The sequence below is a fragment of the Methylomonas fluvii genome (assembly GCF_014850975.1).
Lineage (GTDB): Bacteria > Pseudomonadota > Gammaproteobacteria > Methylococcales > Methylomonadaceae > Methylomonas > Methylomonas fluvii.
This window is the reverse complement of the sequence record NZ_JACXST010000003.1, coordinates 1062712-1079810: the sequence shown is the minus strand read 5'-3', so window position 1 is coordinate 1079810 and position 17099 is coordinate 1062712. Positions and strand designations below refer to the sequence as shown.

Below are 17099 nucleotides of genomic sequence, written 5' to 3'. Positions count from 1 at the left end.
CATGAAACGCTATCTATTTATCATGCGCCGCTTGCCTTACAGCGGTGGTCATCTGCAAGAAACTCTGGATGCGATTTTGACTGTCGCGGCCTTTGATCAGCACGTCGCCTTACTCTTTGTCGACGATGCCGTGTGGCAATTAAAAAATCAGCAGCAACCTGGCGGATTAGATTTAAAGGATACCTCGGCAATTTTTCAGGCCTTGCAAATTTACGACGTGAACGATTTGTACGTAGAAGAAGAATCTTTGCAGCTGGCCGGACTCACATCCACGGATTTAATCTTGCCTGTCGTCAGTCTGCCGCGTGTCGAAGTTAGCCGCTTGATGCATCGTTATGATCTTATTATTTCCGATTGACGCTGCGGAGTTAAACAGTTGAAGCCGCTTAAGCTAAAATTCTTTATTCGTAATATTTACCCCACTTAAGTAGACCGAGGACGAGCACACCATGGCGGATGAAATTGAAGAAAAAAGGCGTTATTTCCGAGTCAACGACACGATAAATCTGCTGCACAAAGTCATCGACAAAAAAAATGTCGACGCCTTGAGTCATGTTTCTAATGATGTATTGGGCAATTGTTCATTGACCTCCGCCTTGGACGTGTTGGCGCAGGAAGCGCGCATGTTGTCGCCGCGCCTGGAAAGGCGCGATCCGGAAATGTTTGAATATTTGAAGATCATCGACACCAAAATCAACTTGATTGCACAGGCGATCAGCGCACAGAGTGAGGAGTTTTCCGAACACGATACCCGCGATGTCAGTCTCAGCGCCACCGGATTAGCTTTTAGCAATGAAACACCCATAGCGGTTGGCGAACTCCTGGAACTGCGGATGCTGCTGACCTCGTGTATGGCGGTGATCGTGGCTTATGCGAATGTCGTCCAGTGCAAGGATATTTCAGCAGAGAGCCCGGAGCGGCCCTTTTCTATCTGTGTCGAGTACGTCAATCTCACTGAAGACGATAGAGAGCTTTTGATCAAGCATGTCGTCAAGAAACAATTGCAACAATTGCGTGATAAAAACGAATTTTAGCTGCGTAGTTCAGCTTTACAGCGCGTTCGACAGGTTGGCGATTGATCTCTCCTAAACTTAAACAACTTTTACTTGTCCTGGCGGACGGTCAATTTCACTCGGGGACCGAATTGGCGGGCTTATTGGGCGTGAGTCGTTCCGCGGTATGGAAACACTTAAGTGCGTTGTCCGAATTCGGTATCGACTTACTAGCGGTATCGGGCAAAGGTTATCGCTTGCAACACCCTTTACAGTTGTTGGACGAACAACAGATTGATCTGCACTTGGATAGCCACGCAAGATCCTTGCTGGGTGAACTGGAAATTCACGACGAGATTCACTCTACCAACACTTATTTATTGGACAGGGCGCGGCAGGGCGTTGGCATCGGCTCTGTCTGTCTGGCCGAACGGCAAACCGCGGGGAAAGGGCGGCGCGGCAGATATTGGGTTTCGCCGTTTGGTCACAATATTTACTTATCGATTTTGTGGCGTTTCCAGGGCGGGCCGACTGCGATCAGCGGGTTGAGTCTGGCGATTGGGGTAGCGGTAATCCGCGCGTTGCGAGGTTTCGGGATTGTTGATGTGGGTTTGAAGTGGCCGAACGATATTTATTGGCGACAACGTAAATTGGCCGGGATTTTAATAGAAGTCTCAGGAGAAACCAGCGGACCGTGCCACGCGGTGATAGGTTTGGGTTTAAATGTGTATTTGCCGGCGCATGAAGGTCAGGCCATCGAACAGGATTGGGTCGATTTGCAGGGTATTTTGGCGGAGTCGGTTCATGGTAAACGCAATCGGCTGGTGGGCGAGTTATTGAATCAGTTGTTACCCGTGCTGGGGGATTACGAGACCCGTGCGCTGGGGCATTATCTCGACGAATGGCGTGGCTACGATTGCATGCAAGGCAAACAGGTCGATATTTTTATGCACGAGCAGAGCGTTAGTGGCGTGGTGGCGGGCATCGACGATCAAGGCCTGTTGTTGCTGGAACTCGCCGATGGCCAAACCCGCGTGTTTGCGTCCGGCGAAGTCAGTTTTCGGCGCTTATGATTTTACTGGTCGATATTGGCAACTCGCGTCTGAAATGGACTCAGGCAGAGGCTGGTGTGCTGAAACCGACGATTTTTATGGATTACCGGCAGGCGGATTTTCCAGAACGCTTGCGTGAGTTTTGGCTGAGTATCCCCGCACCCAAGCAAGTGGCTATGGCGTCGGTATCGGAAAATGCTCTTACCATTTTGTTGGTAGATATGGCTCGGGCGCTATGGCCCGGTGTAGAGCTGATCATGCCTCAGTCTTCGCAAACGGCTTTTGACGTCAAAAATGCATACACTGAGCCGGAGAAGTTGGGGGTGGACCGCTGGTTGGCATTGCAGGCGGCGCATCGTTATTATCCTGGGGATACCTGTGTTGTCGATTGCGGCACCGCCATCACAATAGATTTCATCGAGAGCGATGGCAGGCATCTGGGCGGCTTAATCAGTCCAGGGTTGTTTTTGATGAAAAAATCCTTGGCAGACAATACCGCCGCGCTGCCGTTTAGCGAAGACCAGGCAGACACAAGCTTGGCGATTGTCACGGCGGCAGCTATCAATAACGGTACCTTGTTAGCGGCGGCTGGTCTGGTAGAGGCGGCCTTGGCGCGCCAGCCCAAAGCCTATCAGTTAGTGTTGAGTGGCGGCGATGGGGATATGTTAGCGCGACATCTGGCCGTTCCAAGCATAGTAGACGGCGGTTTGGTCTTTAAAGGTTTGCTCAACTATTGCCGAAATGAAAACGCCTCATGAAAGCGCTGTTTTTTTTGTTATGTCTGCTGAATGTGTTGTTTTTTTTCTGGAAGCTACATTTTGGTGCATTGACGCCATCGGTCGAGCCAGTCAGCAATATTCCGGCTTTGCTAACGGTTGGCGAGAGAGAACTGGCGCGGCGTGGAGCAAAAATTTCTACTTATCTGGACAATGCCGCTGCTGAATTGCAAGCCAAGCAAGTGACGGATATTCTGCAGCGCTTGAATCCGCCCCAAGTTGTTTTAATCTTCAAAACAAGCCCTCATGCGCCTAAGCCAAGTGTTTCCAATATACAAAAGCTCGAGATCCGTCATTGCTACGAGGCTGGACCGTTCAGCGATCAGGAGGCGTTGCGGCGATGGGCCAATACTGAGCATTTAACTGAGTTCAAAGCTGTAAACAAGTCAACTATTGTCTCTTCGGATTTTCAGGTTTATTACCCGGCTGGAAAAGATGCCGAACAAACCCGTATCAATAAAATGATGCTAAAGGCCAAAGGATTTAACGATGTCTGGCCGGTAACCGATGGTGATATCAAAGGGGCAATATCGCTCGGTGTGTTCAATGAGCGGCAGCGCGCCATGCTATTTAAAAACCAGTTAGCCGAGCAAGGGGTAAAAGCGGAAATACGGCAGCGCAATAAACTCCGGGATGAATTGTTTATTCGGTTCGTCGGGGCCAAGGGCGCTATTTTCAAAAATGTTGGGTATTCGCGTCTGGCCGATTTAGATTGTGGCAGTGCGTTGAAATAAGTGCCCGACGCTGGCCGCATTTGTTCGATGCTATGACGGTCGTTGAGCCGGATGAGGCAAATTTAGTTTCATCCGGCTTTTTTATGTCCGAAAAATTACCTTGTCTCAGTTCAAAACGCGTAACGCACCGATTTGGTGACTTTTTTAAGCAAAAGGCAAAAATCACTCGTAACGTGTCGGTAATATTTACACTTTGCAATTGTGGTGGATGCAACTTATTGAAAAAAAACGTTTTTAATTGTGGCATTATATTTGCTTTACCCTGTGCGGGTGGGTGTTTGTATATATCCGCCCCCCTTCTTAGTTGGGATTGAGGAACAATTTCGACTAAGGAGTAAGGTGGTCAAAAGGATGACCAATTGTTAACGTTAATTTAAATGGGGAATATCCATGAAAACGCTTTTATCTTTAAAACTTTGGCTTGCTGTTTGCCTATTTGCGGTTTCGACTGTAAGTTCGGCAGGCATCATTTGGGAATCTACTGACGGCGATAGCAATTTTATCTCCTTCGGCTCTAGTGCATTCCCATTTACTTCAAGTGACACCTTCGGTATCTTTTCTGCTACCGCTGATCTGGCTATTGATGCACCTGTTTACACTTTTAACGGTGTAGGCAGCTTTGCCTCTGCTAGCCCTTTCAAATTGGGTCTGTTGACAGCGAGCGGTTGGGTTAGCGAAGCTGGTAACTATGAATTGGGTGCCCCTAATACGTTCTTGTTGACCTTTGTAAAACCAGGCGTAGTCACCAGCAACTTGAGCTTTCTGTTTGGATTCGATCTGAAAGCCGCTGCGAATCAAAACCCTGTCACTAGTGTACCTCTCCCTGCATCGGTATGGTTTATGACAAGTGCTTTGATGGGCTTCCTGTATACCGGTCGTCGTAAAGCGGCCGTTCAAGCTTAAAATTTTTTGAGCTTTTTAAACCGGATGGAGTCGTTCTCCATCCGGTTTTTTTATGTCTGTTGAAAATCTTCGAGTCTATACCTCTAAATTCTCACGATGGCGGGAGCTTTTAAACCGCGTAGTGGATCATTGTGTCGTTGGGCTCCCGCTTTCCCGGGAGCGATGAACAATTAATAGTCTTTCTTCACTGCTTTTCTGCTCAAGAACACGCCGACAGCGCTACCGAATAACCAAATGGGTGCGGGTAGCGGAACTGGCTGAACAGAGCCTGACACGGGTTTGAACGACACTAATTTCAACAAATCGCCATTCAGAAAATCGTTGTTTGTCGCCAAGGTAAAGTAACCGGAACTAGTCGGTGCGTAGGAGCCGGCTTTGGCGTAAAGGTTAAACTCACCCGCGCCGCCGTCCCATCTAGCGCTTTTCCCCCAACCGCCGCCTTGCGTCCATTGGCCTATCAATTGTTGGCTAAAGTCTAGTGTTTCGCCAGCGCTATCCCAGGTGGCAAAATCGAAATCCGTCATCTGAAATGTGCCGTTTCCTAAGCCTCCCGTGGCGTTGGACACGGTTAATGTGAAAGCCTTGATTGCGTCATTGTTGCTGAAATCGAGAAAAGCCGAGCCTGGATTGGGAATGAGTTGCTCATCCAGGCTGATAAGGCCTTGCGCAGTGGCGGCGTTTCCGAATGCTAAGCCGCTGTAATCGAGACTGAACGTAACTATTGCGGCGTGAGCGTTGCCGGCCGCGCATAACGGGATAAGTGCGGTCAGGCCGGTTTTAAAAAATTGTTTGAGTTGCTTATTCATCGTTGTTCTGGTTCATATTCAAAAGGAGATTACGCCGGCTCAGCGGGTAGGGCAGTTGCCGGGCTAGTGGGTTTTGCAAAACCAGCCTTTAAATTCCCTGGCGTTGCTACGCCCGTAAAAACTGGAATCCGGTTCCTCAACTGGGCGTTGGCTAACCCAGGAGAGGCTTTGTTTAAAGCTTAGGTGAACGACTTGCCGAAATGCCGGGACTGGAACATGTCCGTCCCGGCCGTGGCGGCTAACCGCCGCTGACTATCATGCCCCGTGCCTGATTCTTCAGGTTTATAGCGTTTTGCATCAGTGTCGAGCGGTTTGGATAAAGCTTATTGGTTGCTTGTGTTTCGTAATAAAGTGCTTGCTGCAGTTTGTCTAGCGCATCCGGATAGGGATTGATGACAGCTTCCTTGAGTACGTCGATAGCATCCTGAGTATCGGCAATCGCCAATTTCAAGGTTTTAACGCTTTGATCGCCGCTCAACGCAATGGCTTTTTGATCTAAAAGATTAGAACTGCGGATGTTTTCCAGCACGTTGATGGAGCGCAGAAATAAAGCGACGGCAATCACTTGCGAGGAATCCAGTTTGCCTTGGCGGTTGGCTTTGCTTGACGTAAATGCGCCCGGCGAACTGTTAAACGCATCGGAGCTGTAAAACGCTACGGTTTCTTCCAACGTGGTCACGCTGTTGTTGTGGAAGAACGGCGCGGTATCGGCGGCTTCGATCAGCGATGGCGTGTTGAAACGATTCAACCCCTGATGTCCCGCTGGGCGCGTCGTGGTGCCGGCCGGCGCTACGCTGCCGTCGCTGTAACAGGTTTCGTTAAAGTTCGGGCCGCAATCGGTTTGTAGGGTTTGTCCGAAACCGCCATCGTAGGCCAGATTAGGATCGGCCAGATGATGCAATTGGTCGCGCATACGCTCGACGCCGGTGTCGCGGGTAGGGTTGGCGTTGGTGGTGGAGCTGATGCCGCCGGCGTTGGAGTGGCAGCCGTTGCAGTTGCCGGTGGTGCCGAATAACACCGTACCGTCCGCAAGTTTGGGATTGTTTTTGGTGTTGAACAATAACAAGCCGTTTTGCACCAGCGGCGACTTGAAATACATATTGGCAAGATTGATTTCTTCACTGCGGCCTAGAGACAGCATATAAGCTTCCAACGCATCCAGCTCGGCTTCGGTAGGCAATCTAAAGTCGATGTTTTCAGCGCGAATCATGGTTTTGGGCAAATGCTGTTTAATGGCTCCCTTGGCAAAGTCTCGCAGCGACCCGCCGTCGGGTGCGCCGTCTCCAGACCAACCGATAGCATGCGTATGCGTACCGGATTGCTGCGCTTCGGGATCGTGAGCGTTGAAATAATCCGTATCCTGAGTGAATTCGCCGTTGCCGTAGCCTGGATTGACGGTTTTTTCAAAGGTTAAGGTGTTGGCTATACCCAACAGATGCGACGAGCTACGCAGTACCGGCGGCCTATCGAAGCCATCGACATTGGCCACGAATAAACCAAACTGTCTCAGTAGCGCTGGTTTTTCCAGATCGGCCAATACCGGATTGGTCTCGGCTACAAACAACGGATCGGTTTTCGGCAGCTTGGCTATATAGCTGGGATCGATGGTGTGGTTGTTGTCCGGCCTGTGGCAGGTGGCGCACGTGCGGCCGTTACCGTTAAAGGTTTGTTCGGTAAACAGCTGTTGCCCGGTGGCGATCAGTTGCGTCAGTTGTTCGGGCGAGGTGACCGCCGACGAAGTTACCGCGGCTTGTGCTGTTTTGGGTAATAAAAATTCGAACGCCGCTTGTGCGGGGCGGGCGTTCTCTTCTGTCGTTACGGCGCCTATCGTTGCCGCCGGCCAATAGCGCTCGGTGTAATATAAGCGTTGCAGTAAGCTTGGCGAGCCGAATAACAGGCCGCCGGTTTGCGGTGTCTCTCCGGTTTTGGCAATCGCGACGGCATCCATCGTAAAGCCGGTGAAGCGGTCGCGGTCCAATTGGGTTGTCAGTAAATGTGTATCTTCATGGGCCGACAATGCGCCAATTTTGATTGCTTTATCGTTTAGGTTATCGCCGGATTTGTGATTATCCAGCAGCCAAACATCGTATTGTTCTTCATTGGATAAGCCGCTGACCGCCACGCTTAATTGGCCATTCAGCAGATTCAATGCCGCTTCGCCATTGGCAGCGGTAAATTGCCGAGATTGTGCTCGCGAAAAGCCCAAGCCGACACGCAAAACCTCCAGGTTTCCTTGTTGTTCGTGTGCGGTTCTCCAGCGTTCGTAGACTTTACTTAAGGCATCGACATTGCCGTGGCCGGTGAAGGGGGTTTCCGGTTTGGGGGTAAGAGCATAGCCCAAGGCGATGGCGGCGGCAAAAGCCAAGGGAATTTTTAATTGTTTTTTCATGCTTATAATCCTGGGTTGAGCTAAATAAGGCTGATGCGGCGCACAACGACGGGATTTGATAGAAAGCACGGTTCCGGATGTTTCTGATCATGGTAACCAATTAAATTGTGTTCCAGCGCGGCATCCCCTAGGCCAAAGCAATAGCCATGCCTGATTGTGTTTTATAATAAGTTGATAGAGAAATTCTATATAAATCAATAACAAGAAATTAGTATGTTCTGATTTTATTGGCTGAGAACAAGCATCTTCGGGTCGCTAGATGATTTTTTCGATATGTCAAATTTCTAGCTTTTGGATAAGTGGGTCATATGCCCTATGTGTGCGTTATATGACACAGTCATTTAAATTAGCCGGGCTAAAAGTGCTGTAAGTTTTCGCTAAAGGGTATGTTTTAGAGGCTTTTGCTGGGAAATATTTTTTTGTTCTGCAAATTCAGGCATTATTTATCCGGTTTTTGGGGGTGAGCTCTTCCGGTGGGCGAGTTTTGGCTATTTGGCGTGTCGGAAATTGGGTTATTTACCTTAAATTCCAGGCTATCTAGGTCTTGCGGTCGGGTTGAGTGGCTTGCGACGTATCTGTGTTCAGTTGCTGTGGATTGGCTGTTCTCGGTTAATGGCTCGGAAAACCAATCGCTTTGAGTAGGCCGGGGTTCCGGACATGAATCCCCTCCCCAGCCCTCAATTAAAGCTAATTTTCGTAGCCAAACTCGTTTATAAATGCTTTCAGCTCAGGCAGGATGGGTGGGTATTCCGCCCGATAATGCTGCCAACGGCCAACTGATGATGAATATAAAGGTTGCGCGACCTGACTAAAACTGGGGCTGGCGATGTACTTGCCGGCTGCTTTTTTATGGAATTCGGCGACAGCCGGATCCCACTCCAAACCAATAAAATCAAATACCTTTCGGAATGCCGGTTCGAAATCAAATACCGCGTCTTCGTAGCGGAACTCGATGAAACGCATCGTTAATTTAGGTCTGATAGTTAGCCACCAATCCATGACTTGCGCATAAAACCGGGCAGTGCTCTCCCAGCTTAGTAATTGCACGGTTGATGGCGTCGGCAACATGGTTTGCATGAAGCAACTTAAGCAAACGTCGCGGGGATCGCGCAGCAAAAATACCAGCTTGGCGTCCGGAAAAATGCAGTTGATCAAGCCCAGATCGATGGTGTTCATCGTGGTCTTATCCAGCAATAATCGGGTACCGATGTTATTGCCGTACAAGGCGCGGGCTCGCTGCCAGTAAAACGCGCGTAGATGCAGCACGCCAGCTAAATCGAGTTTCCGTAGTTGCTCGGCGAGACTACCTTGTCCATTCGATATTCGATTCACTTCCTTCACCAACGAAATTACCAGATCGGTTTCGTCCGCGACAAAAACTTCCGGATGGGCGGCCAGCACTTCCTGGGTTAGGGTAGTGCCGGTACGCATAAAGCCCAACAGAAAAACCGGTGCCGGTTGGTCGGTGGGGAATTCGGTATTGGCCCAGCGTCCCAATAATTCGCTATCAAATTCCGACTTATGCTGTTCCAGCATTTTTGGCACTAAGCCGGCGTCTTGGCGTTTTACTTCTGCCAGGCGCGGTGCCTGTTCGGCAGCTGCATGCAAATGCGCGAAAACCCGTTCATATTCTCCAAGCTTGTCAAGGATGCGGGCCAGCTCTTTATGGGCTCGGAACCTTTCTTCGGTGGTCAATAAGGTATTTTGCAATACCTTTTCCAAGCGTTGTTTGGCTTCTTGGTTCAGACCATCGGCAGCTTCCAGAGTGGCGAGTAAAATCGCCAGTACCGGGCTGTTCGGCGCTAATTTCAATGCCTGCCGACCGGCTGCAAGGGCGGGTTTTTTCTGATTTAGACGAGAGTAGGTCAAGGCCAGCAATTGATAAGCGCGTAATTGCCCCGGATTAATTTGCACGGCTTGTTTGCATAGTGCCAACGCGCCGGGAAAGTCATTCCAATACTGCAATTGGTCGACCATATCCAGGGCCAAGCCGATGTCGCGGCTTTTGCGGGCCTTTTTTAAAAGCAGTTGCCCCGACTGATGAAGGTGCGCCAAGCCTTCCTCCCGCTGCCCCTGCCAACATAACGATTGTCCCAGGCAAGCCTTGATTTGCGGATCTTTAGGGCTAGCCTCGGCTGCCTTGGTAAACCATGCCACGGCTTCGCTGAAATTTTTCTGTTGGACGGCGGCTTGGCCGAGCTGCATGAATTGGTTCATGGTGTTTATCGCTATAAAATCGAATGACAGTTGTCTGCGGGGGCGTTTTTATTGTTAAGCGAAGTTGCAAAACTCGCTTAAATCAATTATGTGAGGTGCTTTAGGGGATTGCGGTTTGCTGTAATTTGTCTTGGCCTCCTGCCGCAGGGGTTTCAATACGTTATTGACGCTGATTATATCTTAGCCGCGCCAGCTATTATCAGGTGGTTGTGAGCATACTTAGCGTGATGTTGGCTGCCGGTTTTTTCTGGCAATCGAAATCAAGCCTAACAGTCCGCTGCCGAGTATCCAACTCGCGGCGGGAAGGGGTACTGCTGTTGGCGCATCTACGGCAATATCGTCAATTTGCACTTTGAATTCCGCGCCGATTTCGATTATATCCTCAACGCTTTGCGCGCCATGGAAATGTATCCAGACCGCCGCGACATTCGCAAAGTCTTGATTCAGTGCCAGCGTTCCGGAAAAGCCATTTTCAATGGTCTGATAGGCTACTCGGTTGCTATAGTGGGTGCCGTCGCCATTGGTCAACTCCGGGTTCAAGGCGCTGCTAAACCCTATGATTTCGTAAAAATGAATTGCCGGATCAAAACTTTCCGGTATTGGCGTTCCGCCGGCATAAGGATTTCCTTCGGCGGCGTAAGGTGCTTTGAATTGTATGCTGTGCAGACTAAACGCGGTCGAGTCTAGGGCTCTTATATAGACACCCGGTGCATCAGCATGGTAAGACACCTCGGAATCCGTCACGGAATTCAGTGCATGTAGATGCCCCCCGGTATTGATTGCTTCCGACAATGTGCCGACGACAAGACCATTCTGATAAATGCATGCCGTGGTATTGCAAGTGCCATCGGCGCCGGGGGCGGTGTTGGCGTGGCCGTAATAGGCGCCAACCGGTAGTACCGGATTCGGCGAAGCTCTATCGGGTTTTACGCCGAAGTCGACGAAGGTTGGGGCGGTAATCGCCGCGTCGGCATGGCTACTTGCTGCAAGCATTGCTAACCAAATTACCGCTAAAGCCGGTTTTGCTTTATTCATAAATATCTCCAGGTTGGGGGAAGAGGGAGTTGTAAAAGATTTAACAAATGCCGATAGTCAAATTAAGCCTCACCTCGGTCACGGAGTGTTCCGGCAGCAGTCCATATGCCTGCGAGGCCGGTGATAAATAGCCAAGCTGCGCTTGGAATCGGCACTGCCGTGGAAATATTGACGTTGTCTAATTGCATGCCGAAGCTGATTCCGATGTCCGGAACGCGGGGAAAGCCGTGGTAATGGATCCAGAAGGCACTAATATTTCGAAAGTCTTCGTTGAGCAGCAAATTGCCTTGGAAGCCATTAGCGACAGTTTGATACGCCACGCGTGTCGAGTAATTGGTGCCGTCGCTGGTCGCGCCGGCAAGGCCTGGATTCGCAGCGCTATTAAAACCCAGAATTTCCCAATATTCGTTGTCGCCTAGCAAGGCTGTGTCGTTGGGGCTAGAAGAAACTGGCTCGGGTACCAAGTACTGTCCGCCATTGCCGTCATCGTAGGCGGTATAAGTTGGATTATCGCCGTAAATAGGGTTGCCGGCATTAATCGGGGCAAAGAAGTCCATGCTATCTAGGCTAAAGGCGGAACTGTTTTTAGCCCTGATATATATGCCGGTGGAATCGGCATGATATTGAGCGCGTTTGTTCCCGCTAACTGTCGCGCTATGAATATGTTCGCCGCCTCCCTCGTAAACCACTCCCACCAGAAAACCGTCCTCCTGGTAGCATGTGCCGTAAATAGCCGAGGGGCCTGGACAGCCGCCTGTTGCAGAGTTTGCCGGAAGATCGGGTTTGCCGGCAGTTGCAGTACCTAAGGCGCTGAATCCAATCACGGTTGGTAAGGTGGGCGGCGTAATTGCTGCCAAGGACTGCGAACTCGCCAGAATAAGGCTGCTGGTAGTCAGGCAGCGAAATATCGATTTCTGCATAGTGATTTTTATCCTTGAAAAGTTTTAGAGGTATGAAAATCAAAGAACATGTCTGTCCTTGATGTGTTTTAAGGCTAGAGCTCAGTGGAATCAAACAGTGGGTCATAGGTCGCAACGTAGGATAGGCAATACGTCAAAAGCTGCCGCAATATCCGTACCATGTTCGTTAGGCATTTCGTCGGCCAACCTTATAAACGGCTGAATCAGGGAGCGGCTGAGGGCGTGCGGTGATTCAGCCAGCAAAGGTTTGAAAGGATAATAAATAAACTATGTTATATAGCGACGTATCGGCGTAATTGCGGGTGATTACTAATATTTTTAGGCTTTTTATCTAACGTATAAACCAGTATGCCAGGCAGGTTTAAACTTGAACCCAAATAATCCATTCGCCAGAAATACACCGAATTCTGACGATTTCTAATGGATGCCATTAGAGTAACTTGTTGATATTATGGCGATTCAGCCTCTAATGGACAATCTGGGTTGAATGCAGAGCTCAATGTCTGCAAATGAACGTTATTCGAATTGCTGATTGCGCATATTCGACCGTATTAAAACTGTACAACATCTCGGAGGCGGTTCCGATAGGAACACCACAATGCTTTGATTTTGCTGGTTTACTGGGCAGATTGTTACGGTTTTTAACGAACTTCGATAGGTGTATTTGTAACATGTTCACATGCCGCAACCGGACCGGTTGCCTGGTTTTTAGAGTTTTATAATTCGCAATATTATTTGTGGCATAGTATTTGCTATAAATTGGGTGTAGCAGCAAGCATGAGCTTGGCTTATCTTGAAAGATGTCGATTGTGTATTGCTTGCAAAAGTAGTCCGTAGTCTTTTCCCTGGGCCGGGAGGCGTTGGTTGTGACTGCAGGTTCAAAAAACTAAACGGCAATAACAGCAACATTATAGACATACCCAGACCATGAAATTAAAAGTTGTAGCAGCGTTTTGCCTCATAGCCCATTGCAGTATGGTGTTATCCGCAGAGATAGGAAGTTCGGTGCCGAGTTGCCCCGCAACTTCGGCGGATAGGACTACTAGGCTAGATATTTCCGCTTACAAGGGCAAAGTGGTATTGATCGATTTTTGGGCGAGTTGGTGCGGCCCGTGCCGGAAAGCGATGCCTTTTTTGAACGGTTTACGCAATGAACAACTCAAGGACGGCTTTGAAGTGATAGGAATCAATGTCGATGAAGACATTGAAGCTGCGCAAGAATACTTGAAATCCGCCGTAGTCGATTATCCGATGGCGTTTAATCCAGAAGGCGACTGTCCGCGTATCTTCGAAGTAACAGCCATGCCGTCTTCATTTATCGTCGATAAACAAGGCAAAATTCGGTTGATTCATTTAGGATTTCGCGACGAAGACAAAGAAGGGTTGCGCAAGCAGATTACCCAGTTATTGAGCGAATAAGATGTTGTTGGATAACAATCGGATTGTTTCGCTTATATGCAAAGGGCTAGCTCTGAGTGTATTGACTCAATGTTTTGGCTGTAGCGCCGTATCTCCTTGGGAAAGAGGCAATCTTGCCAAAGAGGAAATGGCGATCACACCGCATCCGAACAGGGAAGCTTTTCGAGATCATATTTTTACCAGCAAGGAAGCCTCTCAGGGTGGACATGGCGGTTCGGGGGGGGGCTGTGGCTGTAACTAAGCCCGAAAAAAACAAGGTTCTAGCTGCGCTGACATCTGCAGCGTTAGGATTGCCCGGGCTGGATAGTCATGCGGCAACGCCGACGACCCAGGCCGAGGCCAACGCGCAGTACGGCTATTATCAGGAAAGCGATAACCGAATGCGCGTAGAGGTATATCACGGCGATTTTGTGATTCCCATGTCGGATCGCCTGGAGTTTACCTTCAGCGTGGATCGGGATACATACAGTGGGGCGACGCCGTCGTTCAGCATGCCCGAGGTGATGGCGAACCAAACGAAAATAGATCAAAACCAGAATCGTGCCGATGTGATTTCGGCAGCCTCGGGCGGAGTAGATCCGACCAAGTTGGCCGGATATCAAGGTGTAATGTCATTTAAAGAACCATTCGAAGCATATACAGCCATAGGATCCCAAAGCCAACAGCTCGAATTGAATTTAATCCAGCAGGGTACCGCTGCTATAACGGCGAATACCGATCAACTGCTTACCCAGTATCAAGCTGCTAATCCAGCACCCGGTTTTCCGGCGGGTTGGGGACAGACTATTTCCAGCGCAGTTACTATCGATTTTCAGGGGGTCAACGCGGCTGTTTACGGTAAGGCTGATGCCAATACTGGCGGGTTCTGCCCGGGTGGAGCGGGGTGTTATCAACAAAATGGCATTGTAGTTGGCACAATTACCGATCCTCTAAACCCCGACGGACATCTCCATCGACAAGGCACAATTGCAGATCGTGAAATCCAATACCATGCCGACTCATCGGGCATTTATATTCGCGAATTGGATGGTAAGGCTTTTCGCGTTGCAAATATGTTTTTTAACAGTCTGCAAGCAAATGGCTCAGGCGTTAATGATGTCTGGGAAATCCTCGGTTTCAATTCGGCAGTGAATCAACACTTGAGCACGGGTGATGGCGCAAATTACGCGAATCGAGTGGCTTATCAACAAGTTGCCACCAACCATACCGGAATTTTGGCTCTTGATTCTTCGTTCTCGAATATTAATGCGCTGTGGATTCATTACAAGGGTTATATACAAGATGTGACAAATTCAGGCGCTGATTTTGAGCTACGGGTTGACGACATCAATCTTGACCCGGCGCAATTTGCCAACGCAACACCGGAACAAATTGCATGGATGCAGGCCTATAGTGCATATCAGCGCAGTCTTGAAACGGCGTCAGCATCTCAGCGTCAAGCTATTATTGATAATGCGGCCGCACAAAAGGCGGCATTCGAAAAGAGCGCCTTGATCAGTATATACCGCAATTTTCTGAACCAAGTTGTCCCGCCCAGCACTCGGGTTAAGCAAACGTTCCAGACTCAGCCGCAAGAAACCCGCACGCAACCCGTATTCGGCGCCAAATATTATTTCGATGACGCTACTTTGGGGGTTTCCGGCGGTCAATCGAACGAACCCGATTTCAACTCAAACTTCGGTTCGGTTAATTTCTTGCAGGAATTCAATAACAAACTTACCACTGTTTCGGCTGGTTATAGTTACACCCACAATGATGTTACGCGAAGCAGTGGTGGGCACAGCGATCATCATTCACAAGATCCCGGCCACAATCCGGCGATTTATCCTGAGCTTGATGAGTCTAGTGAGTCCAATGGATTCAATCTTGGTCTGTCCCAAGTACTTAATAAAAATGCATTATTGCAACTTTCGGCCAACTACACCCGGCAAAGCGGATACCTTAGCAACCCTTATAAATATGTGTACGTACGTGGCGAAGTTACTGCCGAAGAATATTATGAGATGTTTAATTCGCCGGAAACCGTAAACTGGAGTGGCATTACAAATCTGGAAATTGTCGGTATCGATTTATTCCGCGAAGTTCGTCCAAATCTGAGGAATCAATTTTCTTTCTCTACCCGGCTGAATCAATATATCCCGGCGGTCGACGCCGCTTTGCACATGGATTATCGTTATTTTCGGGATGACTGGGGCATTGATTCCCACACTATGGAAATGAAGTGGCTGCAAAAACTGCCTTTCGGTCTCACCGTTACGCCTAGTCTGCGCTATTACTCGCAATCGCAGGCCGATTTTTTCGCGCCGTATTTTTTGGCTCCGCGCGCCGACGGGATGTATTCCAGCGATTTCCGCCTTTCCGGCTATGGTGCCCTGAGCGGCGGTGTTACCGTAGCCAAGCAGTTCAATCGTGGTATCAAACTGGAATTGGGTATGGAGTATTACACCCATCAAGGTAATCTGAAATTGGGTGGGGGTGGCGAAAGTGATTACGCCGATTTTAGTTATTGGATGGCGCATGCCGGACTCAATATCGCGCTATCGGCACCAGGACAAATTTTCGGCGGTGGCGCCGGCGATCACCATCATCACCATAATCACGGCGCATCGGCCCCGGCTGGCGTGATGTTCGCGCATATGATGAATAGTGCGGACGACATCATGGTAGGTTATCGATACATGTACGCCAATCAGTCCGGCGGCATGTATCAAGGCTCGCATGCCGTCGGCGACAGCGCTGTGTTGAATTATGCTTGCGGTACAACCAGTTGTATCTCGAGGCCGACCGAAATGGGTATGCACATGCATATGCTTGATTTGATGTACGCACCTACTGATTGGCTAAATCTGATGCTGATGCCGCAGTTGATGGATATGAACATGAGCCTGGAGCAATTGCCGGGGGCGGTTGCAGAGACTGCACACGGGGCTGGGCACGAAAGTCACGGTTTGGGTGACACGCTGATGGTGGCGATGGTCAAGGTGTTCGATGCGCCCGGTCATCATGTGCATGCCGGTGTGGGCCTTAGTGCGCCTAGCGGCGATGTGGGCGTGACGCTGGATGGTAGAGACGAGCCGGACAGCGAGTTACAAGATTACGGCATGCAACTTGGCAGCGGTACCTGGGACTTCAAACCGAGTTTAACTTATACCGGTCAAATTGGTGATTGGAGTTGGGGTGCTCAACTTAGCGGTACCAAGCGTTTACAGGACCGAAATCCATCGGGTTACGCCTTGGGTGACATGTTTCAGGCCACGGCTTGGGGTGGCTATAGCGTGTCCACTTGGCTCTCGGCCACGTTGCGCGGTATTTATACCGACCAGGGCAAAATACGCGGTGCGTTTAATCGAATAAGCTCTTCGGGTGCGACGGTTGACAGTCCAGCCAACTACGGCGGTAAATTCTGGGATGTTGGCTTCGGTCTAAATCTGAACGTGCCGGATGGTGCGATGGCAGGTCACAACTTTAGTGTGGAATGGCAGCAGCCTGTCGCCGACAAATTTAACGGTTTCCAGCTGGAGCGCGAAGGTGTGTTGTCGGCTACTTGGAATTATGCGTTTTAGAAAGGCCTGGTATTTTGCCACTCAGCAAATATGTAAGTGCTTTGCCTCGGTTTTTCAGAAAATAAGTGATATGGCTCAATTATTCGATTTTTTCGCCAGAGCGAAAGCCGTGGAGCCCGCAGAACATATGATTTCCTAAGGATGGCATGATAACTGCTGTAGCTTTGTCGGGAAATCTGCTAGCTAAGCCCGCTTTCTAGGCGGAATTCCCTGATGCAAGTGCTGAACAAATCGTCGTACACCTCAAGAATTCGGTAAGCCAGGTTTTAGCCTCCCATGGATTGCCGTTGGTG

General features: G+C 49.6%; 14 protein-coding genes. 9 read left to right on the top strand and 5 right to left on the bottom strand.

Features of this window, described 5'->3' with window-relative positions; genetic code table 11:
* Nucleotide 1 precedes the first annotated feature (1 nt).
* The 6 genes from tusC (at nt 2) to EBB_RS22440 (ending at nt 4457) form a co-directional block, all read left to right on the top strand.
* A complete protein-coding gene (gene tusC / locus EBB_RS22465) occupies nt 2–358 on the top strand; it encodes a sulfurtransferase complex subunit TusC (protein WP_192395898.1) in 357 nt (118 codons plus the stop codon).
* Between the two features lie 91 nt (nt 359–449).
* Complete coding sequence (locus EBB_RS22460; RefSeq protein WP_192395897.1) at nt 450–1034, top strand: PilZ domain-containing protein; 585 nt, start codon at nt 450–452, stop codon at nt 1032–1034.
* A 41-nt stretch (nt 1035–1075) separates the two neighbouring features.
* Nucleotides 1076–2065, top strand: coding sequence for a bifunctional biotin--[acetyl-CoA-carboxylase] ligase/biotin operon repressor BirA (gene birA / locus EBB_RS22455; RefSeq protein WP_192395896.1), 990 nt, complete (start codon nt 1076–1078; stop codon nt 2063–2065).
* Nucleotides 2062–2802: a type III pantothenate kinase gene (locus EBB_RS22450; RefSeq protein WP_192395895.1), complete on the top strand. Its 741-nt coding sequence runs from the start codon at nt 2062–2064 to the stop codon at nt 2800–2802. Before birA ends, EBB_RS22450 begins: the two co-directional genes overlap by 4 nt.
* Nucleotides 2799–3554 (top strand): hypothetical protein, encoded by a 756-nt coding sequence (locus EBB_RS22445; RefSeq protein ID WP_192395894.1) that lies wholly within the window; start codon nt 2799–2801, stop codon nt 3552–3554. Before EBB_RS22450 ends, EBB_RS22445 begins: the two co-directional genes overlap by 4 nt.
* Before the next feature lie 390 nt (nt 3555–3944).
* Nucleotides 3945–4457 carry a hypothetical protein gene (locus tag EBB_RS22440; RefSeq protein ID WP_192395893.1) on the top strand — a complete coding sequence of 171 codons (513 nt, stop codon included), beginning with the start codon at nt 3945–3947 and terminating at the stop codon, nt 4455–4457.
* Nucleotides 4458–4627: 170 nt separating this feature from the next.
* Here the strand turns inward: EBB_RS22440 and EBB_RS22435 are convergent, their stop codons facing one another.
* The 5 genes from EBB_RS22435 to EBB_RS22415 all read right to left on the bottom strand — a co-directional run bounded on the left by EBB_RS22435 (nt 4628) and on the right by EBB_RS22415 (nt 11824).
* Nucleotides 4628–5263, bottom strand: a complete 636-nt coding sequence (locus EBB_RS22435; protein WP_192395892.1) for a hypothetical protein — start codon at nt 5261–5263, stop codon at nt 4628–4630.
* A gap of 238 nt (nt 5264–5501) precedes the next feature.
* Nucleotides 5502–7652 carry a c-type cytochrome gene (locus tag EBB_RS22430; RefSeq protein ID WP_192395891.1) on the bottom strand — a complete coding sequence of 717 codons (2151 nt, stop codon included), beginning with the start codon at nt 7650–7652 and terminating at the stop codon, nt 5502–5504.
* A gap of 687 nt (nt 7653–8339) precedes the next feature.
* Nucleotides 8340–9869 (bottom strand): tetratricopeptide repeat-containing sulfotransferase family protein, encoded by a 1530-nt coding sequence (locus EBB_RS22425; protein WP_225587715.1) that lies wholly within the window; start codon nt 9867–9869, stop codon nt 8340–8342.
* Between the two features lie 219 nt (nt 9870–10088).
* Entirely contained in the window at nt 10089–10904 is an 816-nt protein-coding gene (locus EBB_RS22420) for a VPLPA-CTERM sorting domain-containing protein (RefSeq protein ID WP_192395890.1), read from the bottom strand.
* Nucleotides 10905–10966: 62 nt separating this feature from the next.
* On the bottom strand, nt 10967–11824 hold the full coding sequence (locus EBB_RS22415; RefSeq protein WP_192395889.1) for a hypothetical protein: 858 nt from the start codon (nt 11822–11824) through the stop codon (nt 10967–10969).
* 927 nt (nt 11825–12751) lie between these two features.
* Between EBB_RS22415 and EBB_RS22410 the strand changes: the two genes are divergently transcribed.
* From EBB_RS22410 to EBB_RS22400, 3 genes are read left to right on the top strand one after another with little or no spacing between them, the layout of a single operon-like run.
* Nucleotides 12752–13243, top strand: coding sequence for a TlpA family protein disulfide reductase (locus EBB_RS22410; protein WP_192395888.1), 492 nt, complete (start codon nt 12752–12754; stop codon nt 13241–13243).
* A 1-nt stretch (nt 13244) separates the two neighbouring features.
* Nucleotides 13245–13484 (top strand): DUF4266 domain-containing protein, encoded by a 240-nt coding sequence (locus EBB_RS26575; protein WP_192395887.1) that lies wholly within the window; start codon nt 13245–13247, stop codon nt 13482–13484.
* Nucleotides 13471–16806 (top strand): DUF3570 domain-containing protein, encoded by a 3336-nt coding sequence (locus EBB_RS22400; RefSeq protein WP_192395886.1) that lies wholly within the window; start codon nt 13471–13473, stop codon nt 16804–16806. The genes EBB_RS26575 and EBB_RS22400 overlap by 14 nt, the downstream gene beginning before the upstream one ends.
* The last annotated feature ends 293 nt before the right edge of the window (nt 16807–17099 follow it).